This window comes from Halobacteriovorax sp. HFRX-2_2, assembly GCF_043196705.1.
Lineage (GTDB): Bacteria > Bdellovibrionota > Bacteriovoracia > Bacteriovoracales > Bacteriovoracaceae > Halobacteriovorax_A.
In genome coordinates this window covers 368,914-393,125 of sequence record NZ_JBEBMT010000002.1, presented here as the reverse complement: position 1 = coordinate 393,125, position 24,212 = coordinate 368,914, and the positions used below count along the sequence as shown (strand labels likewise).

The 24,212-nt window shown below is 38.5% G+C and carries 22 protein-coding genes; 7 read left to right on the top strand and 15 right to left on the bottom strand.

The features are described 5' to 3' along the window. Window positions 1–6: 6 nt before the first annotated feature. Window positions 7–1,395 carry a class II fumarate hydratase gene (gene fumC, locus ABMA79_RS07090; protein ID WP_393091333.1) on the top strand — a complete coding sequence of 463 codons (1,389 nt, stop codon included), beginning with the start codon at window positions 7–9 and terminating at the stop codon, window positions 1,393–1,395. 5 nt (window positions 1,396–1,400) lie between these two features. Here the strand turns inward: fumC and ABMA79_RS07085 are convergent, their stop codons facing one another. From ABMA79_RS07085 to acnA, 5 genes are all read right to left on the bottom strand, one after another. Further along, a complete protein-coding gene (locus ABMA79_RS07085) occupies window positions 1,401–1,883 on the bottom strand; it encodes a hypothetical protein (protein ID WP_393091330.1) in 483 nt (160 codons plus the stop codon). Window positions 1,884–1,898: 15 nt separating this feature from the next. Further along, window positions 1,899–3,920, bottom strand: coding sequence for a TonB-dependent receptor domain-containing protein (locus ABMA79_RS07080; protein WP_393091327.1), 2,022 nt, complete (start codon window positions 3,918–3,920; stop codon window positions 1,899–1,901). 79 nt (window positions 3,921–3,999) lie between these two features. Next, on the bottom strand, window positions 4,000–4,593 hold the full coding sequence (locus ABMA79_RS07075; protein WP_393091325.1) for an energy transducer TonB: 594 nt from the start codon (window positions 4,591–4,593) through the stop codon (window positions 4,000–4,002). Window positions 4,594–4,689: 96 nt separating this feature from the next. Then, complete coding sequence (locus ABMA79_RS07070; RefSeq protein ID WP_393091322.1) at window positions 4,690–5,508, bottom strand: methyltransferase family protein; 819 nt, start codon at window positions 5,506–5,508, stop codon at window positions 4,690–4,692. A 152-nt stretch (window positions 5,509–5,660) separates the two neighbouring features. Continuing rightward, window positions 5,661–8,288, bottom strand: coding sequence for an aconitate hydratase AcnA (gene acnA, locus ABMA79_RS07065; protein WP_393091320.1), 2,628 nt, complete (start codon window positions 8,286–8,288; stop codon window positions 5,661–5,663). A gap of 145 nt (window positions 8,289–8,433) precedes the next feature. Here acnA and ABMA79_RS07060 point away from each other — a divergent pair, with 145 nt between their 5' ends. The 3 genes from ABMA79_RS07060 to ABMA79_RS07050 all read left to right on the top strand — a co-directional run bounded on the left by ABMA79_RS07060 (window position 8,434) and on the right by ABMA79_RS07050 (window position 11,153). Next, a complete protein-coding gene (locus tag ABMA79_RS07060; RefSeq protein WP_392858733.1) occupies window positions 8,434–8,637 on the top strand; it encodes a hypothetical protein in 204 nt (67 codons plus the stop codon). 16 nt (window positions 8,638–8,653) lie between these two features. Next, window positions 8,654–9,025 (top strand): hypothetical protein, encoded by a 372-nt coding sequence (locus ABMA79_RS07055; RefSeq protein WP_393091318.1) that lies wholly within the window; start codon window positions 8,654–8,656, stop codon window positions 9,023–9,025. A 184-nt stretch (window positions 9,026–9,209) separates the two neighbouring features. Continuing rightward, window positions 9,210–11,153 (top strand): hypothetical protein, encoded by a 1,944-nt coding sequence (locus ABMA79_RS07050; RefSeq protein ID WP_393091315.1) that lies wholly within the window; start codon window positions 9,210–9,212, stop codon window positions 11,151–11,153. 3 nt (window positions 11,154–11,156) lie between these two features. Here ABMA79_RS07050 and ABMA79_RS07045 read toward each other — a convergent pair whose 3' ends face one another. From ABMA79_RS07045 to ABMA79_RS07035, 3 genes are all read right to left on the bottom strand, one after another. Continuing rightward, entirely contained in the window at window positions 11,157–11,426 is a 270-nt protein-coding gene (locus ABMA79_RS07045) for a cupin domain-containing protein (protein WP_393057329.1), read from the bottom strand. Window positions 11,427–11,549: 123 nt separating this feature from the next. Further along, window positions 11,550–13,748 (bottom strand): catalase/peroxidase HPI, encoded by a 2,199-nt coding sequence (gene katG, locus ABMA79_RS07040; RefSeq protein ID WP_393091312.1) that lies wholly within the window; start codon window positions 13,746–13,748, stop codon window positions 11,550–11,552. Window positions 13,749–14,018: 270 nt separating this feature from the next. After that, window positions 14,019–14,540: a peroxiredoxin gene (locus ABMA79_RS07035; protein WP_393091309.1), complete on the bottom strand. Its 522-nt coding sequence runs from the start codon at window positions 14,538–14,540 to the stop codon at window positions 14,019–14,021. 124 nt (window positions 14,541–14,664) lie between these two features. On the opposite strand from ABMA79_RS07035, the gene ABMA79_RS07030 reads away from it, so the two are divergent. Both ABMA79_RS07030 and ABMA79_RS07025 read left to right on the top strand, forming a co-directional pair. Continuing rightward, window positions 14,665–15,171: a methylated-DNA--[protein]-cysteine S-methyltransferase gene (locus tag ABMA79_RS07030; protein ID WP_393091306.1), complete on the top strand. Its 507-nt coding sequence runs from the start codon at window positions 14,665–14,667 to the stop codon at window positions 15,169–15,171. Between the two features lie 162 nt (window positions 15,172–15,333). Continuing rightward, the gene (locus tag ABMA79_RS07025) at window positions 15,334–17,274 is read left to right on the top strand and encodes a methionine--tRNA ligase (protein ID WP_393057327.1); all 1,941 of its coding nucleotides are present in this window, start codon (window positions 15,334–15,336) and stop codon (window positions 17,272–17,274) included. A 37-nt stretch (window positions 17,275–17,311) separates the two neighbouring features. On the opposite strand, the gene ABMA79_RS07020 is transcribed toward ABMA79_RS07025, so the two are convergent. The 7 genes from ABMA79_RS07020 to ABMA79_RS06990 all read right to left on the bottom strand — a co-directional run bounded on the left by ABMA79_RS07020 (window position 17,312) and on the right by ABMA79_RS06990 (window position 22,708). Then, window positions 17,312–17,965: a hypothetical protein gene (locus ABMA79_RS07020; protein WP_393091304.1), complete on the bottom strand. Its 654-nt coding sequence runs from the start codon at window positions 17,963–17,965 to the stop codon at window positions 17,312–17,314. A 69-nt stretch (window positions 17,966–18,034) separates the two neighbouring features. Continuing rightward, a complete protein-coding gene (locus tag ABMA79_RS07015) occupies window positions 18,035–18,706 on the bottom strand; it encodes an ABC transporter ATP-binding protein (RefSeq protein WP_393091301.1) in 672 nt (223 codons plus the stop codon). Then, the gene (locus ABMA79_RS07010; RefSeq protein WP_393091299.1) at window positions 18,706–19,932 is read right to left on the bottom strand and encodes an ABC transporter permease; all 1,227 of its coding nucleotides are present in this window, start codon (window positions 19,930–19,932) and stop codon (window positions 18,706–18,708) included. Before ABMA79_RS07010 ends, ABMA79_RS07015 begins: the two co-directional genes overlap by 1 nt. A gap of 17 nt (window positions 19,933–19,949) precedes the next feature. Beyond that, the gene (locus ABMA79_RS07005) at window positions 19,950–20,717 is read right to left on the bottom strand and encodes an efflux RND transporter periplasmic adaptor subunit (protein WP_393091296.1); all 768 of its coding nucleotides are present in this window, start codon (window positions 20,715–20,717) and stop codon (window positions 19,950–19,952) included. 57 nt (window positions 20,718–20,774) lie between these two features. Then, window positions 20,775–21,548 (bottom strand): nitroreductase family protein, encoded by a 774-nt coding sequence (locus ABMA79_RS07000; RefSeq protein ID WP_393091293.1) that lies wholly within the window; start codon window positions 21,546–21,548, stop codon window positions 20,775–20,777. After that, window positions 21,541–21,915, bottom strand: a complete 375-nt coding sequence (locus ABMA79_RS06995) for a hypothetical protein (RefSeq protein ID WP_393091290.1) — start codon at window positions 21,913–21,915, stop codon at window positions 21,541–21,543. Before ABMA79_RS06995 ends, ABMA79_RS07000 begins: the two co-directional genes overlap by 8 nt. 187 nt (window positions 21,916–22,102) lie before the next feature. Further along, window positions 22,103–22,708: a phospholipid scramblase-related protein gene (locus ABMA79_RS06990; RefSeq protein ID WP_393057319.1), complete on the bottom strand. Its 606-nt coding sequence runs from the start codon at window positions 22,706–22,708 to the stop codon at window positions 22,103–22,105. A 183-nt stretch (window positions 22,709–22,891) separates the two neighbouring features. On the opposite strand from ABMA79_RS06990, the gene ABMA79_RS06985 reads away from it, so the two are divergent. After that, entirely contained in the window at window positions 22,892–24,202 is a 1,311-nt protein-coding gene (locus ABMA79_RS06985; RefSeq protein WP_393091287.1) for a sensor histidine kinase, read from the top strand. Window positions 24,203–24,212: the final 10 nt, after the last annotated feature.

The following is a 24,212-nucleotide window of genomic DNA, read 5'->3' as shown; positions in this document are numbered from 1 at the left end:
CATGTGATGGAATTTAGGATCGAAACCGATAGTAATGGTGAAATTAAAGTAGAGTCTTCTCGCTACTGGGGAGCACAAACTCAACGTTCATTGCAAAACTTCAAGATTGGCAGGGATCATTTTACACGTGAAATGATCAGAGCACTTGGAATCCTTAAAAAGGGTGCAGCACTTGCTAACCTAGAGCTTGGAAAACTATCAAAAGACAAAGCTGCTCTCATAACACAGGCCGCTGATGAAGTTATAGAAGGGAAACTTGATGAACACTTCCCTCTTGTTGTTTGGCAAACCGGTTCTGGAACACAAACAAATATGAATGCAAATGAAGTTATCTCAAACCGCGCCATTGAAATCAGCGGTGGGATTATGGGATCTAAAAAACCAATTCACCCTAATGATGATGTCAACAAGTCACAGTCATCAAACGACACCTTCCCAACGGCCATGCATATTGCAGCTGTTGAACAAATTGAAGATCGTTTAATTCCTTCACTCAATCGTCTTATCACGGCCTTTGAAAAGAAAACAAAAGACTTTCAAGATATCGTAAAAATTGGAAGAACACACTTAATGGATGCAACTCCACTTACTCTTGGTCAAGAGTTTTCCGGCTACACAGCACAACTTCAAGGAGCGAGAAAAGACATACTCCATTCGATAGAAAACTTAAGAGAACTTGCTCTAGGTGGTACAGCAGTTGGAACAGGACTTAATACTCATCCAAAGTATGCAAAACTAGTGGCGCAAAAAATCTCTGAAATCTCAGGAAAGAATTTTAAGACTGCCCCAAATAAATTTGCATCCCTTGCAGCACACGATGCGCTTGTTGCGGGCTCTAGTGCTATGAGAAGACTTGCAACGGCCTTGATGAAAATTGCAAATGATATTAGGTGGCTGGCCAGTGGGCCGCGCTGTGGGATTGGAGAAATTTCAATTCCAGCTAACGAGCCAGGCTCATCAATCATGCCAGGAAAGGTAAATCCCACACAATGTGAGGCCATGACGATGGTATGTGTACAAGTCCTTGGTAATGATGCCACGATCGGTTTTGCTGGAACTCAAGGAAATTTTGAGCTTAATGTTTATAAACCAGTTATGATTCACAACTTCCTCCACTCACTCACATTACTTGCTGATTCAATGGATTCTTTTAATACAAATTGTGTCATTGGAATTGAACCAAACCATGAAAATATTGAAAAGCATCTAAGTAATTCTCTAATGCTTGTGACAGCTTTAAATCAATATATTGGCTATGATAATGCAGCTAAGATTGCAAAGAATGCACATTCTAAGGGTTCGACGCTTAAGGAGTCAGCAATTGAACTAGGACTTTTAAGTGCTGATGACTTTGATAAATTTGTTGTGCCATCTAAGATGACACAACCTTTATAAAATTATTACTGTTTATTGTAGTGATAAATTGGTGAACCACCGGCTTCACGACATGTCTTGTAATTTGTAAAAGTATCTTTCACACTAAGGACAAGCTTTCCGTCGTTATACTCATAATCAAAGATTGATCCATTTGATTCAACACCAAAATGTTGCTTCTTTAAAATGCCTTCCCATACACCAAGGTTACACTTAACTTTAGTCATTTCAAGTCCACCTTGATACTGACCTGGGCCAACATACTTGAAGTCACCTGAATTAACTTGAGTACAATTTAGTAAGTATGGTGCCCACTTTGCACTCTTTGCAATTGCCGTCATTTCAGCTTTTTCCTCTTCAACCTTAAGAGTCACATTATATCTCATAAATGCTCCACCAAGTTTAAGAGTCTCTCCTGTCGTACACTCAATACGATCAAGAAGATATGTCCCTTGAGGGATTGTTGCAAATGCTGATGCTGCCATTAAGAATGCTAAAATTGTTTTCATTAGAAACTCCGTTTATTAAAAATGCTTTATTTTATATTGAATACTCATTTTAAAATTTCGACCTACTTCATGAATATATGAGCCGTGTCTTCGGTATGATTTATCAGTTAAGTTATCAAGTCTAGTCGTCACCTTAAGGCCATTTAGAATCCCAGATGAGAACTCTTTTGAAGCAAAGATATTGTGAAGTGTATAACCAGGCGTTGCCGTTGTTCTCTCAAGAGAAGCAGGATTCACTCGATCTTGCCTCATGGCCATAAGAGCATCATAGCCAAGTTTTACACCATATTGGTCGAGATGATAATTAACCCCGAAAGTATAGGTATTAGCAGGCATATTAGAAAGCCACATCTTTCTTGAATTATCCCAACCTACACTTCGTGAATAACCTGCAGCAAGCTCAAATTGATCGTAGAGATACCTAAGATCAAATTCCTGTCCATACAAAGTCACTTTATCTCGATTAATAAATTGAGTTGTTCCATTTTTTCCATCAAAAATGGCATAGTCGATAATCTCTTGATCAATATAGTCACGCGCTTTTGAGACATAACCACTTGCCCTGAAGCTCAGAAGATCCATATCTGAGAATAATTGCTTCTTAAACTCTGTTCCAATCTCAATTGTATTTGATATCTCTGGTTTAAGGTCTAAGTTTGTCACAAAGTAGTTATCAGAGATAAAGAACCCATCACCTGGACGGTGTAGTCCAGTTGCATAGACTTCTTGAACGTCTGGTGAGTTAAAACCTTGTGAAAAGTTAGAGAAGAAATTAAAACCATTGTATTCATAATTTACTAAGATTTTTGATGAAAGATTATTATCTTTTACATCACTAAAGCTTGAATCCTTTGACTCAAGTTTATAATCACTAAAACGAATACCTGGTGCTAGGCTTAGTGCGCCAACTTTATAATTCAACTGAGCAAAGGCAGCGGCCTCAGTAATCTGTCCATCTGGATAATCTGAAACACTACCAGTTGAACTCTTACCTGTTACCTTATCAATTGTTGCATCAGCACCAATAACGAGTTTTAAATCATCTCTTAAAGAGAGTTGATCTTTTATTCGTGTACCAATTGTTTCGATATTTCTCTCTTCCTTTCGGCCATCACTATCACGCTCTTGCTTATTAAATTGTTCAGAGAAATAGAGATTTCCGACAAGGCCCTTTCGCTTGTACTCAGCACTAACAGACTCACGCTTTATGATTGTTCTTCCGTGAAGAGTTGTCAGATCACTTGGTGGATCAAGAGTTGCGTTTAGCGGAGATTCATCTTCAAGATTATAGAGTTCAGCATTTAGTTTTATCTTTTGAGAGTTCTTTAGATCAAAAGTAAATTTCGTAGAAAGATTATATGTTTCAAAAGCAGAGTTTTTAAGAGTTGTCTCATCGCTAAGTTTTAGATCTTTTGAATCTTTAAAACTAGCGCTAAGAAGGTAGTCTCCACTATTCATGAGTCCAAAAGTTTTCACTGACTCTGCATTCATATTTGAAGCTTCTTCAAAAGAATACTTAACGATACTTCCAGACTTTTCACCGGCATTGAGGTAGTCGCGTCCATCTTTAGTAACAAATGACATTCCACCACCAAGACTAATTCCTTGTGAGTAATCTGTATTTGACTTGAAGATATCAACTTTTTTAATACTATCCGGATCAACTGCAAGATGGGAGTAGTTGTGATTTGAAAAATAAAAGGTTTGTTTTACACCATCGATATTTACAAATAGCTTATTTGCTTCGAGGCCACGAACTTGTGGGGTTTCACCAATAGCGCGTGGACCGCCTTTAGTTGTCGCACCGGATGTCTTCTTTAGAACATCATCGATACTTTGAGCGACTTCTTCTTCAAGCTCATCAGATGTGATCTCATCCTGTAAACCTAAAGCAGCACTTTGCCCTTCTTCATAAACCTCTAGCTCGTCGGTAATATAAATCGACTCAAGACGATTTACGTCTTGCGCAAAGATAAGTGAATTTGTGAGAAGGCCTAGAAATACTAATTTGTATTGGCCATCAAACTTTTTTATCATGTAGGCAAACTATCATATTTGAAATGATTTTTGGAATGGTTTTAGTAAAGAAGTTAGTTTTTACAGTGCGTTAAGACAATTACAATAACTCATATTTAATAGGAATTGCGACCTTTAAAACCTCTGACTTTAGAAAGTCTGGCATCTGAGGAAGATCTCCAAGGGCCTCAACTGTTTCAAGGGCCGACTTATCCAGAATGGCATGGCCACTACCCTTTTGAATTTGAATATTTGAAAGGTTACTTGGATATGAAACCTCAAAGTAGATATCAACAATCCCTTGTTTTTTTAACATCTTGGCCACTCTTGGGTAGCGTTTTTGAGCAAGAATTTGATCTCTAATCGTTTTGAGGTACTTGGCCTTCTCACTCGCCTCTCCAGCATCGACGACCTTTTTAATCACTGGAGCGTTCTCTAGTGACTGCTCAACTACCTTAGTGACCTTTTTCTGTATCATCTGCTTTGAACGGGCCTTCTTTTGAGTAAGCTTCTTGGGAGATTCAGTGATCTTCTTTAACTTCACTAAGCGTCTAACCTGAATGGCCTGGGCCTGATTTGCTGAAAAATGCACATTCGAAGACTTTGACTTCAAAACTGAAGCTGTCCCAAACACTAATATTCCATGAATTCCTATCGAAATAATTGTCGAATAGAGAAAACGATTCTTGCGCATAGCTCTTATTATCACCAAATGGCCTTAAATTCACAAATGCTTTTCTATTCATGAAGAATTTTCAATGAATAAGAGGGAGACAAAGCTCCCTCAAGATTAAGCGGCCTTCTTCTTTTCTTTGGCCTCTTCCTTCTTATGATCTTTTTGTTTAGTTTCGCTGGCCTTAATATCATTTGGGCCAATGATATCGAATGTTGGAACAATGGTTTTCACACGAGTTCGATAGTCCATATAGCGACTCCCCCATTGCCTTACAAGATCTCTTTCTTCAATAGAAACTCCTCCGACAATATAGGCAGAAAAGATTCCACTAAATATCAGGTGGTCAACAGTCATTTCTGGAGTAAACCACATCCCTATCAGAGCTCCTGTCATAATTGGGTGACGATCGAAACTGTACATCCAGCTTTCTTGAAAAGGGACTCGTTGAATTGGCCTTCCTCGATAATAGTTATAAGCTTGCTCCAACCCAAATAATTCAAAGTGATTTAAAGCAAAACTTGCGACAAAGAGATAGGCCCATCCAGCAACCCCAATACTCATAATGAGAGTCGATGCCATCGTATTTTCGATATTCCACATGACAACACCATTCTTAGGCCAAAATAGAATTGCACAATGAAGAGTAATACCAGACATCAATACATAAAGAGATCGTTCAGCGGCCGCTGGAATATACTTATTAATAAATTTTTTAAATCTCTCCCTGGCCATGATTGTATGCTGAGCTGCAAATAAAGCACTAAGCCCTATGGCAATAGCGAATGCACTACCAAGAGAGTCCGTTGTGTAATCAATAATTCCATATTGAAATGGAATTAAGCCTAACATGCTGCCGATCCAACCAACGAGAGCGGAAAAGCCAATTAAATAACTAATCACCCCAAATGCTAAGACACCTGTTTTGTTCGTCATATTATCCTTCCTATGTTGTTGTGAGTTCTTTCATTATAAAATGAATAACAACATGGAAGTAGAGCACTAAAAGCGCCATACGAAAGAGGTGTAAACACTTAATAGCACAGCAAGTTTAGACAAATTAGTAAAAATTGGCTTTTTATAAATTCTTAATTACTTTGCATCTCTCTTAGAACCATTTGCAAAATACCACCATGTGTATAGTAATCCACTTCGGCCTGAGCATCGACTCTTAGAATAACTTCAAACGTCTCGATACTGCCATCTTCACGTTTCATTTTAATCGTAAGCTCTTTACGAGGAGTTATCCCCTCTTCAATACCCTCGATCGAAAATGTTTCAAGACCTGTTATCTTAAGTGTTCTAGCGCTCTGTCCTTCTTTAAATTGCAGAGGAAGAACGCCCATGCACACAAGGTTACTGCGATGGATTCGCTCGTAACTTTCAGCTAACACCGCCTTTATACCTAAGAGCGTTGTTCCTTTAGCGGCCCAATCTCGAGAACTTCCTGATCCGTATGCACTTCCTGCCACAACAATAAGAGGAACTTTTTCTGTTTGATAACGTTTAGAAGCATCATAAATACTCATTTGTTCGCGACTTGGTAAATGAGTTGTCCAAGGCCCTTCAGTGCCTGGGGCCATTTCATTTCTTAAGCGAATATTTCCAAATGTCCCACGGATCATAACTTCATGATTTCCTCGACGAGAGCCAAAGCTATTGAAGTCTTTTTGTGAAACACCTTGTTCAATTAAGTACTGACCTGCTGGTGAATCCTTACCAATAGTTCCTGCCGGCGAGATATGATCTGTGGTAATAGAGTCACCAAGTAAACACATAACCCTTGCATCACTAATATTTTTTAATGGTGCTACTTCTTTAGGTAGATTTACAAAGAAGTCAGGCTCTCTTACATAAGTTGAATCACCTTGCCACTCGAAGAGATCACCTTTAGGTACGGCCATGCTCTTCCACTTTTCATCTCCTGCAAAGATTCGCCCATACTCATATTCATATTGTTCAGAACTTACAGAGGAAGAAATGAGCTCTTGTACTTCGGTTGCAGAAGGCCAAATATCTTTCAAATAAATATCTTTACCATTTGCATCCTGGCCAATTGCTTCACTAGATAGGTCACAAAGAAATGTTCCAGTTAGAGCATAAGCAACACACAGAGGAGGAGAGGCCAAGTAACTAGCTTTAATCTGACTGTGCACTCGTCCTTCAAAGTTTCTATTTCCAGATAGGACAGAAACAACCGCTAGGTTATTATCATTAATATCTTTTGCAACATCTTCCGGTAGAGGCCCAGAGTTACCGATACAAGTCGTGCAGCCGTAACCAACAAGATTAAAGCCTAGCTCTTCAAGATAAGGTAGAAGTCCTGCTTTTTTTAAATAATTCGTTACCACTCGAGAACCTGGAGCAAGAGAAGTCTTAACCCAAGGCTTCGTTTTGAGCCCGGCCTCAACTGCCTTCTTTGCCACGAGCCCTGCAGCTAACATGACAGATGGGTTTGAAGTATTTGTACAACTTGTAATTGCAGCTATCGCAACATCACCGTGTTTAATAACTTTGCCATCATTTTTTTCAACCTTAAAATTATCATCAAATGACTTACGAGCACTATCAAGCCCCACTCTTTGTTGAGGAAGTTTAGGCCCAGCTAAACTTGGAACGACACGACTTAAATCGAGATCAAGAACTTCACTAAATTGTGGCTCCTTGTCTCCATCTCTTCTAAATAGCCCCTGCTCTTTTGTATACTTTTCAACTAACTCTACCTTGTCACCTCGACCAGTCATAACTAAATAATCAAGAGTAACTTGATCAACAGGAAATAAGGTTGCTGTTGCACCAAACTCTGGTGACATATTTGAAAGAGTTGCGCGATCTGCAATACTTAAATTACTTAGGCCATCTCCGAAGAACTCAACGAATTTGCCAACAACACCGTGAGTTCGTAACATCTCAGTAAGCGTTAGTACTAAATCAGTAGCAGTTGCACCGGCCGGAAGAGTTCCTTTCGTTCTTACACCAATAACAATTGGTTCTGGTAAGAACATCGGTTGCCCAAGCATTGCGGCCTCAGCTTCGATTCCACCAACTCCCCATCCTAGAACCCCCAGTCCATTAATCATAGGTGTATGAGAATCGGTTCCAACTAATGTATCAGGAATCGCCCAGCCTTTTTTACTTTGAACAACATGACCAAGATGTTCTAAGTTTACCTGGTGGCAAATTCCCATCCCAGGAGGAACAACACGAAAGTCTTGAAAGGCTTGCTGTGCCCAATTTAAAAGAGCATATCTTTCAGCGTTTCTTTCATATTCAAGTTCAAGGTTTTTTTCATATGCCTGCGCATTTCCGAAATTATCAACTTGGACAGAGTGATCAATAACGAGATCAACCCCGACATAAGGATTTACTTTCTTTGGATCACCACCGGCCCTTGCCATGGCACTTCTCATCGCGGCCAAGTCGACAACAGCAGGTACTCCCGTAAAGTCTTGCATTAAGACACGTGCGGGCATAAACGCCAGAGATGCATTCTTATCGTAGCCGCTTCCCCACTTTACTAAAGCCTCAACGTCAGTTAATTTCACGTCTTTTCCATCAACTCTTCTTGCAATATTTTCAATTAGAATTTTAATGGTATGTGGAAGAGTATCTAACTCGACATCATACTTTTCACATAAGCTTTTTAGACTTACATACGAAAGTTTTTCGTTTTCTAGCTCTAATAGCATCTCTACTTCTTTGGTCATATTTTCCATAAAGAACCCTTGATATAAATTTAAAAATGTTTTTCTATATTTTACTTTTCGGATAAATATTAATGATATTAAATTTTTATCATTTAATAATTTTTGAATTAAGTGATAGAATAAGAGTAATTAACTAGACTAATAAGGAATGTATATGAGTTATGAATTACCTCCGCATAACGTCGGTGTTGAAGAGTTTAAAGGCAATAAGATTTTTAAAATTTATAAAGTTGATGATGAAGGTAACGAACTAGAAAAGTACGGTACTGTTATGAGCTTTGGTTTAACAAAGGCCAAGTACATTCTTGAGCACGTTGATGAAATCAAAAAATTTGTTGATACATTTTCTAAGGAATAAAACAAGGATGTTTAAAATGAAAAAAGTAATCGTTATTTTATTATTAACAATGCCTATTTTTGCTAGTGAATGCTACAAGTCGTTATGTAAAGACGATAAGGTCATGGATGTCTTTGGTTGGTCAGGGTTTGTAACAAGCTTTGATGAAGCAAAGGATGTGGTGGAAGTAGAACTTGCCCACGGGCCAGGTACATATTCTTTCCCATATGCAGAACTAGGGAAATCGGTTGAATGTTTTGAAAAGATCTGCGTCGAAGATAAAGTTATCGACAAATACAATGAAGTCGATATCGTGCTTGAAATCTATACTCACGGAAAGGCCCGTGTTTACTCACCTGATCGCGATGGTGAGTTCATCATGGATACAAAAACTCTAATCAAATACTAATAAGTGATGTCAATCTGGCCAGGAAACTGGCCAGGTCACTTAATTTTTCTTAAGTTTCTTACTTTTGACAGTTTCAGCACCAAAAGTCTCCTATCATATTTGCAATAAACAATTTGAACTACTATAGTTTTTCCAAATTAACTTAGGGATAAAAATTTAAATTTGTAATACATAGGATAGTAATATGAAGTACTTTTTATTCCTTGCCATTTTAGTGCAAAGTTATTCATTCGCGTTTTCTCATGAAAGCACTCTCAACAACGAATTAAAGTCGTTATTCAATGGATTCAAAGAAGATATTATTTTTAATATCAATAAAGAAGTTAAAGAAAATTTTAACAATAAAGAAATTGGAAGCAATTTAAAGCTTATGAGTGCAAATATTGCTGAAACCAATATTCTCGACTTCCCGATTGAGTTCTATGAGATTACTGATAACAAAATTGTTGTCGGTATTCCTGATTCAAATAAGTGGAAGTTAAAACTTAGAGCTCGCTTGAGATATAAAACGAAATGGTTTCGTATGACAAAACTGATTAAGCTAAATATTAAAGAGCTAAAGTTTAAGTATGTTATCAACTATGTCAGAGACGAAAATAGCGTCATCAGAGTGAAGTCAATTGACACCATCGATAAAAAATTAAAAGTTGATCTTAAAGCATCCAATGTTCTTATTAATGGTATTCTTGTTGCGGCCAAGAAAGTATTAAAAAAGAAAATCAACAAGTCTTTTGACAAGCTCCTTATTCAAGGTAGCGAGCAGTTAAAAACAGTATTTGTTCTAAATGAGCGCTTCAGGCAAGCAACTCCAGAGCGTCTTAAGTCTCCCCCAAGATATAGTTTTTCAGACCTCGAGGATACGATTGAAAATATCGAAGAGAAAATTGCTCAAAAACATATGATAAATGGAACTGTTTTAAACCTTAGATATAATCAAAATGATTATATTTCGTGGTTTGATGCCTATGGGCCAAACGGACAAGGAACAAAGGGTGAAGTTGTTGGCTTCGGTACGTTCTCAGATGCAGCGATTTGGAATGGTGCTTATCTTGCTTCACAGGCCTTTCGCTACAGTGTCTCTCAAAATGAGAAGGCCTTAAATAATATCAGGACAAATCTAGAAGGAATTGGAAACCTACTTGGTGTAAATGGATTTACTGGCCTTCTTTCAAGATCAGCTCAACCCCTAAATAGTATGGCCGGTCGAGCACTGATGAAAGATAGAGACCCTCTTGATTATGAGATTGTTGATTACAAAGGCGAGAAATGGGTTAACCATCACGAAAAGAAAGGTATCACAAGAGATCAGTATACTGGAATTATCTTTGGCCTAACAATTACTTATGACTTAATTGAAGATGAAGAGATTAAGACGAAGGCAGCTTCTTATTATCGTATGATGCTTGATTATCTAATCAGAAATAATTGGACGATATCTGAAGACCGTGAAATCAGCATCACTCCTGCAAAGGTTATCGCGCCGACAGTTTGGTTTGGAAGCCCTGAGCAGCAACTTAATATGCTTGTCATTGGCGAGCACATGTTCCCTGGTCAGTATACGCAAGAGCTAAACCGCATGTCTGAGTTAAGTAAGACGGCCTATATTTTTCACAATATTACTGCCAAGGATAATGTAAATAAGTATTACAAATTCAACCTACTTAATATGCACTTTTACAACTACTTTAGGTTAGAAAAGAATCAAGAGCGTCGTGCAGATATGCTTAGGTCTTATAAAGTCATTAAATATAGTACAGGTCACCACGATAATTCTTTCTTTAATTTAATTGAATACTCTTTTAACCCAGAAGCTGTATCAGAAGAAAAGATTACTCGTATTCAAGAAAATCTCGTGCGTTTCTTAGAGCGTTCGCCAAGGAATGTAAGTATTGTAAAACCACCACTTGAGGATATCGAACTTGTCCAATACCCTGAATACGGCGGAAAAGGCTTCATGTCGATCTCAGCAGATGCTCTTGATATTAGACATCGCCACCCTGGCGGTTCATTCATGTGGCAAAGAGAGCCTTACACAGTTGGTTATGAGAAAAGAGGTGCGGCCGCAGATGAAAATCCAGGCTACGATATCACCCTAATTTACTGGATGAGTAAGTACTACGGCCTGTAGTACTTATTCATACCAAAGAATTAATTCTAAGCACTCTCCTTCATCGGGAACCATGTAGTGAGACTTATTCGGCTCAATGGTAATGAGGCTTCCTTTTTGAACAGGAATCGTTTGGTTTTCAAGATGAATTATTCCACTTCCGGAAGTAATGAAGACCACTTCCCCTCTTGTATGCTTATGAGGACGCCCCGCCTTCGAAAATGAGAAGAAGTTAATTTTTTTAATCTCTTTTGTTTGAATTGTTTTGATGTAGCCAAATGATGTCTCTTTCATAAACTCTCCTTGTCTCACATTATAAGAAAGAAGAAGTATAGAGAAATTCATAATTGGTATACTTACTATTCTAGGTAGGAATAAAACCTGACCGAGTTGTCTCACTCGGCCAGGCATATCGTCTTATCTTTTCAGATCAAAGCGATCAGCTTGCATTACCTTAGTCCAGGCCTTAACGAAGTCTTGCATGAATTTCTTCTGTCCATCGTTAGCAGCATAAACTTCAGCAATAGCTCTTAGTTCTGCATGAGAACCAAATACTAAGTCGACTGGAGTTGCAGTGTACTTAACCTTTCCTGATTTTCTATCAACACCATTGTATAGACCAGGAGTGCTTGATTTCGTCCACTTATTGTCCATCGTCAGAAGGTTTACAAAGAAGTCATTTGTAAGTTTTCCAGGACGCTTAGTGAAGACACCATTTTTTGATCCATCCGCATTTGCGTCAAGCGCACGCATACCACCGATTAGAACAGTCATTTCAGGAACAGTTAGACCTAACATATTTGCTTTATCAATTAGCATATAAATAGGAGTTCTTCCTGAATCTTGCGTATAGTAGTTACGGAAAGCGTCTGCCTTTGGCTCAAGATAAGCAAATGAAGTGACATCTGTTTGTCTTTGAGTTGCATCACCTCGTCCAGAAGCAAATGGTACCTTAACTTTGTTACCAGAAGCCTTCTCAATTGCAGCTGCTCCACCAAGAACAATTGTATCGGCCAGTGAAACGCCATATCTTTTACTAATCTTTTCAAGCTTAGGAATTACTGTATCAACATTAGATACTTTATTAATTGCCCAATCTTTTTGTGGCGCCAAGCGGATACGTGCACCATTAGCACCACCACGCATATCTGTTCCACGATATGTAGAAGCTGATGCCCAAGCAGTTCTAACAAGATCAGATACTGATAAGCCTGACTTTAAAATATCAGATTTAATTGCCGAGGCCGTTGTGTTAGAAATCTTCTTCCCTTTAGGAGTTGGATCTTGCCATTTAAAAGACTCCTTCGGAACTTCTTTACCAATATAGCGCGCTTGTGGCCCCATATCACGGTGAGTAAGCTTGAACCATGCCTTAGCAAATGCATACTCAAATTTCTTTGGATCATCTAAAAAGCTTTTCGAGATTTTTGCATAAGAAGGATCTTCCTTAAGAGCAATATCTGTTGTGAACATGATTGGTGCATGACGCTTATCTTTTAAGTGAGCATCTGGAACCATATCAGCAGCTCCTTCATCAGTTGGAATCCACTGGTGTGCTCCTGCTGGAGATTTCGTAAGCTTCCAATCAAATGACCATAAGTTATCGAGGTAACCTGTTGTCCATTGTGTAGGAGTTGCATTCCATGCCCCTTCAAGTCCTGAAGTAATTGTATCTTCCGAGTGACCTTTTCCACACTTATTCTTCCAACCAAAACCTTGGTTCTCTATTGGAGCTCCTGCTGGGTCAGACTCTAAACAATCTTGAGGCTTATGAGCACCGTGTGCCTTACCAAAAGTGTGACCACCAGCAATTAGCGCAACAGTTTCTTCATCATCCATTCCCATTCTTCCAAATGTTTCACGAATATCTTTTGCTGCTAATAGAGGATCAGGCTTTCCGTTTGGTCCTTCAGGGTTAACATAAATTAGCCCCATTTGAACGGCAGCAAGAGGTCTTTCTAGCTCTCTCTCGCCTTTGTATCTCTTATCTCCCGCAAGCCACTGAGTTTCAGGGCCCCAGTAAACAAGATCAGCTTCCCAATCGTCGGTACGTCCACCGGCAAAGCCAATTGTTTTAAATCCCATATCTTCAAGAGATACGTTCCCTGTAAGAACCATTAAGTCGGCCCATGAGATTTTATTTCCGTATTTCTTTTTGATAGGCCAAAGTAGCCTCCTGGCCTTATCCAGGGAAACATTATCTGGCCAACTATTAAGTGGTTCAAAACGTTGTTGACCACCACCGCCACCTCCGCGGCCGTCGTGACTTCTATATGTACCAACACTGTGCCATGCCATACGAATAAAAAATGGCCCATAGTGACCGTAGTCTGCTGGCCACCAGTCTTGTGATGTTGTTAATGTTTTTCTGATGTCTTTTTTTACTGCAGAAAGATTTAGCTTTTTAAATTCTTTTGCATAATTGAATTTAGGTCCTAGTGGACTTGATTCCTCTGAGTGTTGCCTTAGAGGTGTTAGATCGATTCGGCTAGGCCACCAAAAACTATTTGGCTTGGCTTCACCGCTTGCAAATTGCTGGCCCATATTTTCATTTGAGTTAGATGCGCAACTCAAAAGTGCTACAGTAGCAATTAACAAAGGTAGTTTTCTTTTCATATTTGGCTCCTTTGAAAATCTATGTTTTCGATGCAATCAGTATCGATGAAAGACAGGTCTAAAGATAATATATTTTGCCTATATCAGGATAGATTTTAGCTATAGAAGCACAAACTTAATTTTTCTTAACTATCAACCCAGATGGTCATAAACACCATAAACAACTAGAATTACTAGAACAAGAAAGGAAAAATAAGGAGACGGGGTTATATAAAAGGAAAAAAATGACAAACGGCCCTCCACATATTGGCGTGCAGAGGGCCTTTAAATTTACTTTTTCGTTTTCTGAAGCTGAGCTAATTTTTTTGAGACGTGGTCGGCATCCAACATTGGATCAACATCACGATCAATTGCCACAATCTTTAAGTTTGGATCAATAATAAAAGTCCATCTTTTTGAAATATTAAAAACGGCCATCTTCGCTCCAAATTTCTTTGTCACCTTCCCCTCCTCGTCAGAGAGTAGATCAAATTGAAGAGAATGCTCTTCATGAAAAGCTGCCTGATCTTTTACAGAGTCAGTACTTATTCCATAAACTTCAGCACCTAGCTTTCTAATTGATTTGATACTATCGCGAAAAGCGCAAGCTTGCTTTGTACAACCAGGAGTTCCTGCTTTTGGATAGAAATATAAAACAGTCCACTTCCCTTTTCGTGACATCATTGAAAAGTCTTTGCCTTCATGATTCTTTACCGTAAACTTCGGAACACTCTGTCCTAGCTTAATTTCTTCCCCATGGGCAAAAGAGAACATGATACACATGACAATTAATAAACGACTGATTACTTTCATATTTCCTCCAGAAATTAAAAATTAGTTAATTTTATCTCTCTTAATTATATATACGCAATAAACTTCAAAATAGATCACTTAAACATAAGTTCTTTTTAAGATTTGAAAGTGCTATAATCGCCACATGACTGATAGACAAATTGAGTTCCATTCAAAATTTGGCACAATCTATATTTGCGCTAATGAAAATGGTGTTTCTTATCTTGGCTGGGAAGATCAAGAATACGATGGCCCTCACTATGAGGATAATGAGCGTATCGCAAAATATCTCAATGAGGCCCACGACCAACTCGAAGAATACTTTGCTGGAAGCCGTAAGAAATTCTCCATACCTCTAAGCATTAACAAAGGTACGGATTTTCAAAAACAAGTTTGGGCACAACTTCTGGATATTCCCTACGGTGAAGTGACGACTTATTCTGATATTGCTCAAAAGGTCGGATCTCCAAACGCCGTGCAAGCAGTTGGAAGTGCCAATGCCAAAAATCCAATATGTTTAATCATTCCTTGTCACCGCGTCATCGCAAAGTCTGGTGAGCTTTCGGGCTACGTAGCTGGAGCAGATATTAAAGAGGCCCTTCTAAATCACGAGGGTGGTATGTGGACGCTTTTCGACAATTCAATGACTTGAGCATGATCTAGACAATTGCTCTGGGCATAAATTAAAGCTTCTAGGCATGGCCATACTTCCCCTACACTAACTCTCTATGTCATCTCACAAAAGGTAATTTGAATAACTTTTGCAAAAGAGAAATATAGACGAAGATAGGCCCACAGTGTTAAATTTGAACCCATGAATGAAAATAATAAGAATAAAAAAGACATGCGTCCAAAGCAGGACATCCCAACAATCCTATCTCGCGTTAGCCGCCCTAAGAAAGCTGTTATTACAGCAGGTATGCCATATGCAAATGGCCCAGTTCACATTGGTCACTTAGCAGGTGCTCATGTTCCAGCAGATATTTACTCGCGCTGGATGAGGCTACTGGTTGGCGATGATAATGTACTATTTGTTTGTGGTACAGACGACCATGGTTCAACAAGTGAAGTTGCGGCAAAGAAACTTGGTAAGACAACGCAAGAGTTCATTGGTGAAGTTCATGCAAAACAATCAAAGACAATGGAGCGTTACTCGATTGGCCTTGATACATATACTGGAACTTCAAAGGAAGAAAATTACGAGGCCCACAAAGAGCTTTGTCAGGACTTCCTTAGAAAAATGCATGCCAATGGAATGCTCGATAAGAAGACAAGCCAGCAATGGTTTGATCCAAAACTTAATATGTTCCTACCTGATCGCTACGTTCAAGGTGATTGCCCAAATCCTGATTGCTCAAATACAAAAGCATATAGTGACGAGTGTGACGTTTGTGGGAAGAACTATGATCCACATGAGTTAAAGAATCCAGTTTCTGCAGTAAGTGACGCGACTCCAGAACTTAGAGATACTGATCACTGGTATCTGAATATGTGGAAAGTAACTGATCAGTTAATTGAATGGTTAAACACAAAGCAGAAAACTTGGAGAAAGCCTATTCTTCAAGAAGCTTTTGGTACGGTTTATCCTTGTGTAACTTTCACAAATAAGTCTGAACCAGCATATAAAGAAATTAAAGAAGAACTTCCAAAGCATAAGAGTCGTTATGCTCCAGGTAGAAAGGTTCTTGTTCAATTTGAGAACTTAGCTGATCTTGCATCAGGTAAGAAACAATTAGAAGATAAAGGAATTGAGTGTGAACTGAATGATGGTTGGGCACACAGAGCGATTACTCGTGACGTTTCATGGGGAATTCCAGTTCCAACAGATATTGAGCCAGGCATGGAAGGTAAAACTCTCTACGTATGGCCTGAGTCTTTAATTGCACCGATTTCATTTACAAAAGTTGCTCTTAAGAAGAAAGGTCTGGACCCAGATCTTTATAAAGAATTTTGGACAGACCCTGAAGCAAAGGTTTTCCAATTCCTTGGAACTGATAACGTTTTCTTCTACGTTCTTATGCAGGGAGCGATGTGGTTTGGTGTCCAAGAAGATCCAATGAGACAAGCAGTAAAAGGTGAATTCCAACAAACTGACGTCTTCTCTAACTTCCACCTACAAATCAATGGTGAGAAGATGAGTAAATCAAAAGGAAACTTCTACACTGGTGATCAGCTTATTGATGAAATGGGATATACAGCAGACCAAGTTCGCTACTTCCTTTCAACTCTAAGTCTTTCAGAGAAGGCTTCTAACTTTGACTTTGAAGTTTTCAAAGCAAAGAATGCATTCCTTGCTGGGCCAATGAACGCTTCATTTGAAAAACCAATCTCAGCTTGCCACAAGCAATTTGGTGGCGTGGTTCCTAAGGGTGAACTTATCGGTAAGACTGAAAAAGAAACTCTTAAGATTGTTCAGCAATATACGAAATTCATGGAAAAGGGAGAATACCCTAAAGCACTTGGTGCCCTTGAGAATTACGCTCGTATTATTAACGGACTATTTAATCAGTACAAGCCTCACGATGACCGCTTTGATGAGAAAGAAAGAACTGATGCACTTTACTCTTGTTTCTATATTCTAAGAAATATCTTAGTAATGCTTAGGCCATTTGCGCCAGAGACAATGGAGAAGCTTCGTGTCTCTTTAAATCTTCCAGAGAGTGTTTACTCGATTGATGAGCTTGCAAAAGAATTCCCAGAAAATCATAAAATTGGGGAACAAGCAGAATACTTTCCAGCAGTTGATGCTGAGTAAGAAATAACAAAGGGCCTTTAAAAGGCCCTTTTTTTTATTAATCTAAATCTTCTAGCTGACTTTTTATTTTATCTTTTAATTGTTCAAAATTGATATCTTCAATTTCAACAATCATCCCATCCTCAATCTGCCTTGCTTCTACATCATCGAGATCATCTTCATCTGCAACTCCGATTACTTGCTCTAGTGCAATGGACATATCACGATGAACAAATGGGTCTAGCTCATCAAGTCCAGCAGCAAAAGTTGTTCCGACAGCTGTACCAGATGGAACACCAAAGAAGAATCCTCCAACAGCAGCTACTCCACCATCAAGACTAACTCCTGTACCAATATAGTAAGCGGCCGTGGCCTTTGCTCCAATAATTAAACCGAGGTAAGCAGAAACTGCTAAGATTGCGACATCAGCACCTGCTGCATAAAGAGCATGACGTCCATTCATATCGGCCATCTTCTTAATATCGCTTCTGGCAAATGTTCTGTAATCAGAAAAGAGATTACGGCACTTAAGCTCTTCTCTATTCCCATGACATTCTTCGAAGAGATAACGGTCATTAACAATTTCCGTTGCCTTAATATACTTATAAGGAGTCTCTTCGGCCTGAATAAATGTCGAGGCCTGATTAAGTTGTGAGAGTAAAAGAACTCCCGTTAGAACAATTTTCTTCAGTTTTGGGCTTAGTGTTTTCATAGCTTAAATTTATCAAAAAAATGCATGGAGATAAGCTATTTGGTAAGAATTCCAGAGGGTGAACATTCCTTAGTCACCGGTGTAAGTCTCTGAAACATGGCCATCAACGAGGAAAATCTCACGATCTGCCATTGCTGCATAATCAGGGTCATGGGTTACCAGAGCAATTGTCGTTCCCTTCTCTTTATTAGTTTCTTTTAAAATATTCATAACGATCTCAGCATTTGCCGTATCGAGATTTCCTGTGGGCTCATCTGCAAAGATATAACTAGGTTCCATAATGAGGGCCCTGGCAATGGCCACTCGCTGCTGCTCTCCTCCTGATAATTGTCCAGGAAGCTTATCTCTTGTGTAGGGAATATTGAGTTTTTCAAGCAACATATTGGCACGAGGCCCATACTTTTTTAATAAACCGAGATTACGAGGAGGTAGCAAAATATTCTCTAAGGCCGTCAGCTCTGGAAGTAAGTAGTGAAATTGAAAGATAAAACCAATATGGCGATTTCTAAAATCGTGGATCTCATCAACACTCATATGAGTAACATTCTTTCCATCAATATGAATATGACCCGAAGTCGGCTCATCAAGAGAGCTAATAATATAGAGAAGTGTGGATTTTCCACTTCCAGAACGCCCAGATATTGAAACAAATTCTCCCTTCTTTATTTCCATTGAAATATTGTGAAGGATACGTTGAGGTGGATCTCCAAATTCTTTTATAATACTTTCTGCTTTTATCATCACTCTCCCCTAATGATATCAATTGGAGTCATTCGACTAGCAGAGAGCGCTGGAAGAAAGCTTGCGACTAAGGAAGCAAGAAGGGCCGCAACAAATGCAATGATATACGTTGAAGGTGCGTAATCCATAAGTAGATGGTTATCGCCACCAATATTAATATTTAATTCAATACTTTCGACAACTCGACAGATTGTGAATCCTAAAGTCAGCCCAACAATTCCACCGCTGACACCAAGGAAAATACCTTGATACATAATAAGCTCAAGAATTCGTTTTGGGCCATAGCCAATAGAGCGAAGGATTGCTATCTCCTTTCTCTTTTGATTAATCATAATAGTTAAAACATTATAAACCCCAAAAGCCGCAACAATAAGAATGGCAATCGTAATGAAATAGCGAACTATATCTTGCATCATAATCATTTCCATAAACATTGGATTAGACTCTTTCCAATCTTCAACTTTATCATGACTTAAAAGTGACCACTGATCTGCAAGTTCTTGTGACTTATTCATATCAAAGAGAGACACTGCAATTTCAGAAACTCGCCCAGGCGTTTTATTAAGCTTCTGTACATCTTCAAGGTGAGAGAATGCTATGGACTTATCCGCTCGATCATCTCCAAAAGAAAAGAGTCCTACGATCTTAAATGAGTTCTTATGAGTCAGGCTTCCAGCAATGACCTCGACATATTGGCCAACACGAGCTCCAATTTCTTCAGCAGCGGCGGCACCAAGGATGATCTTATTTCCCCCACTGGCAAGTGACGAAAACTCTCCTTCCACCATGTAATCAGTAATATCGCTAATTCTTATTTGGCGTCTGGCATTTGTTCCAATAAGCCCCATACTGTGTGTTAGATCGCCTCTCTTTAGCATCACCTGTATAGTTAGGCGTGGACTAAAGTCATAGACATCTGGATGATGCGAAAGACGATCTGCCCAGCCTTGATAATTTTCTAGTTTTGATTCACTTCTTTTTCCATAAGGAGGGGTGATCCAATCGACTTGTTTATTTTCATAAAACCATTTATTAACGAGGGGGCGATCAATAAGATCTTCTTTACCAGAGATTAATATATGAGCAGTATTATTTAAAAGGGCCTTAATGATATATTGCCTAAGCCCGAGCTGAATTCCAGAGATAGCAACGTAGAGCATCGTTCCGAAACTAATGCCTAAGAGAATAAGGAGCGTTTGCTTTTTCTTAGAGAATAATTGCTTCATCGATAGGAATAGCATGACTACCTCTTAATGAATAATAGGTCTGTAAGCTTAATATCTCCCGAGACAACCTCAACCCACATTCCATCATTACTTCCTGTGACGACTTCGACTTTTTCTCTCTTCTTATCTCGCATGCGAAGAACCTTTCCATTACTAATGGCCTTAACAGGAATTAAGAGTACTCCCATTTTTTTTCCAACCTCGATGACCACATCAGCAGTCATGCCAGGAAGGATACTTTTTTCAAGCCCTTTCACTTCGATGCGTGTGATGAACTCACCTTCTCTTGGATAAATCGTTTTTACATATCCTTCATATTTTTTTTGAGACTGGCTTTCAAAAATGATTCGCGTTTTTTGATTTGGGATAACTCTTAGTGCGGCCTCTTGCTCTAGTGAAACTTCAATAAATTTTTCATTAAGATTTTGCATTCTAAGAACTGTCACTTGAGGGAGGACAACTTCTTTTTCTTTATTAGCTATAAGAGTGACTGTGCCGTCAAAAGGCGCTTTAAAAAGAACACGGCCATCGAAACTAACAAGGCGGTCACCTTCTTTAACTTTTTGCCCTTCTTTAACATAGAGTTTCTCAACTAGAGATAGGACTCCAATTTTCACATTAAACTCTTTATCAGTATCGACTCGTCCTAGGCCATAAATGGCCTCCACAACATCGCCTTTTTTAGGAGAGATTAATTCATAATTATTTTTAAAATAGAAAACTCTTAGAAGGATCGCAGATAAAACAAAGATAACGGCAATGGTGAAGATATATATCTTTTTCAAGCAAAACTCCTAGGGTACACGTTTTTTATTTATTCTCGCATACCCTAGTGGCCAATATCAAAAGAAATTTTGACGTTTAAGATAAGCAATTAAATCTTCACTATATTTAAGATGAGACTCTTCTGTATATTTCGCTTGCGTATAGACTTGGGCCAAATTCTTTGCTCCGACGTCTTTAATCATTTGATGTAATCGCGGGTTATCACGATAACGCTTCATCCCCTCGACCTCTCTTTCTCGATATATCTCTAGCACCTCTTCATCTGAGTATTTATGATATTTCTCATAGTGAATTAGGGACTCAAGTGGAAGCCTCTTTCTTAAGTCAGGTGCCTCGTCTGGATAGCCTAGAGCAAAGCCTACGACAGGAACGACATTCTCAGGTAACTCTAAGATCTCACCAATTTCGCCAGCACTGGCCAATGTTGTCCCCATGTAACAAAGTCCCATCCCAAGACTTTCAGCAGCTAACGCTGCATTCTGACTAGCGAGAATGGCATCAATTGAAGCAATCATAAAACTCATATAATTATCAAAATTGTTAGCTGCTTCACTTAATGTAAGCCACCTTCTCATACGATAGAAGTCAGCACAGAATGTTAAAAAGATGGGAGCATCCAATAGCATACTTTGTTCAAAGTGGGCCTGGTACATCTTCTCTTTCATTGCTCTATCTCTTGTCACAACAACTGAGAAGGATTGCATATTTCCAGAGCTTGATGCACTTGCCGCGGCACTAAGAATGAGTTCCAAATCACTTTGTGAAATATCCTTATCTGAAAATTTTCTAATTGAACGATGAGAGTGTAATTGTTGAATAAACTCATTCATGGCACGAGTCCTTTCTTCCAACAAAGTTAGCAAAGACAATTTTATCTTGAAGTAGAGTTCCCTTTATTTGACACTGATCAAGAAGCTCGGCCAGTAGTTCAACTTTAAACTCTTTGCCTCTCTCCTTTGCGATAAAATCACCAGATACAAAGCGATCATTTAATTGACCATTAAATGATGATTGAAAAACTCTTGGTACTTCAAAGATACCTGTCACTTTCTTGGATGCTGAGATATTTGATACTGTAAAATAATCTTTAAAAAATTTACCGCCAATATTTACTTCAAGTTCATAGCGGCCAATATAATTCGTATTTGCAAAAGCACTTTGTCCTAATATAACAAAGCATAAAATAATCTTCTTCATGATTACCTCTTAAATTTTATATAAAATAGATCGAAATTTATTATTAACTAATAATGTGTGAAAGGCGCACTAGCGCCACCAAAGGATAGAAATAGAGATTGCATAACGGCAAAGTCGACAATTCATATTCACAAAATAGAATTATCAACTTTATCCGTAAACAATTTCTTTCTTACAAGAACTCTCTTTATTTTGCTTTTCTTTCAAAGTAAACGAGATCAATGAAAATCGAAGTCGCGAGAATAATTTTCTTCTCCTGCTCCGTTAGTGTCTGACTTTTTAAATCGATGGCGAAGTTGTCGCGATCAGTAAACATTTCTGAAAAGAGTCCAGAAAACTTTTTCAACACGAGTGCAACCTCTTGGCCACGGGAATAAAATGGATAAGTCCAAGGCTTCCAAATTGGTGAGCGCATCTCCATGATGACATTCCCTTGAGCATCTAAGACATCAAATTTCTTTGTTATTAAAGAAAATCTTTGCTGAAGTGAACCAATCATTTGGCCATTTAAATCCTGTACTTCAAGGCGCTGAAAAAAGAAGCAAAATGGATGCTTAGCAATCATATACTCATTGCGAGCTTGGTCAAAGAAATGAAGATCAAATGTCCTCCAGTGCCCTAGGAATTGGCGCATGATAAAGCCAAGAAAACCTTTTTGTTGTTCTGCTGCATAGCCTATAGGATTTTGTGCTTCATCCAAGAATTGATACTTATTTCTTGTCTCATAGCCCAAAAGCTCCCAATTTTCTCTTACCTGCTGCACAAGTAGCTTACTATGCTGATTTAAGTCCATTTTTCCTCACATTTATTCAAAAAATTTATGAACTGATTTTAACATATTTTCTAGCTAACTTATTATTTTCACGAGGAAAATAAAAATACTTGGACTACTCCATAGTTTCTATTTGAGCTAAATATTATTGAACTCAGTTTATTAATACGGTAAATCTATATATGTCACATCGATAGGAATAGAATGAATTTAAGAATAAACCCCAAAAGGCCAACAGAGAGTATTAAAGATATCTTAAGGATTATGGACTTCACTCTTGGTCCGTTTACAATGCTCTTTGCAATTTGTGTTGGTGTGTACGAGTATCAAATCTCACAAAGACTAAATAGCTTCTTTGGAATCTTCGCTTTTCTTATTTTCAATCTCACAATTTCTCAAATAAGTATTCGAGTTAAGAACTCTCTAAATATTGAGGTCTTCAGACAAATTTTTGCAATCTGTGTCCTCTGCCCTTTTGCAGTTTATATCGTTGATGGGCCATTCTCACCGTTCTGGTACCTTTATCTCATTATGATTGTTGCCAGCAATAATATCTTCTTTGAAGTAACTGGAAAGCATATCTATAGTGGGCTTATCACCCTCTTAGCTGTTATTAGCTATATCACTTCAAGTTACTTACTTCTTGATGAACCAGAAACTTCTCTTATCATAATTCATTCTCTGACTATGATTATGTTAAGCCTACTCTTCTACAGACTCCTTAGTCTTGTGGATCGCACTTATCGAAGTGAAGTGAATAAGTCGATTGCCTTACAAGAAACAATGGATAAGCTTAATAGCACCAAAGAGAGCCTTATCTATAGTTCACGCTTAAGCGCAATTGGAGAGATGGCCGGAGGGATTGCTCACGAAATAAATAACCCTCTAACTGTTATCTACGGATCTATTTATCAAATTAAGCGCCTACTAGATATTGGGGAAATAAATAAAGAGAAATACGATATTCACATTCAACGTATTCTTGAAACAATTGATCGCATCACTCGTATCATCTCGAGTCTAAAAGTTGTTTCACGTGAGTCAGCTGAGATAAAAAGAGAAGTCATCTCTCTTAAAGATATTCTTGTTGATGCAACGGCCATTTGTGCCGAGAAATTTAGGGCCCATGGTATCGAGCTTAAGTTTGACCTCGAGGATAAGGCCTTTAATGTGGAAGTTGATGCTGATAGAGTTCAAATCTCTCAAGTTTTTATCAATCTTTTAAATAACTCTTATGATGCCATTGAGACATCTGAATCTTCTTGGATCGATATTTCAGTCAAAGAGGTTGAAGACTTTGTTCTTGTCAGCGTGAAGGACTCTGGCCCAGGAATTGGCACGGATCTTCAGCGAAAAATATTTGAGCCTTTCTACACTTCAAAAGAAGTCGGAAAAGGAACGGGATTAGGACTATCGATTTCAAAAGGAATTCTAGAAAAGCATCAAGGAGAATTATTCCTAGACACAAGTGAGAAAACAACTTGCTTTGTGGTAAAGATTCCCAAAGCAAGTTGAATAGTTTCTA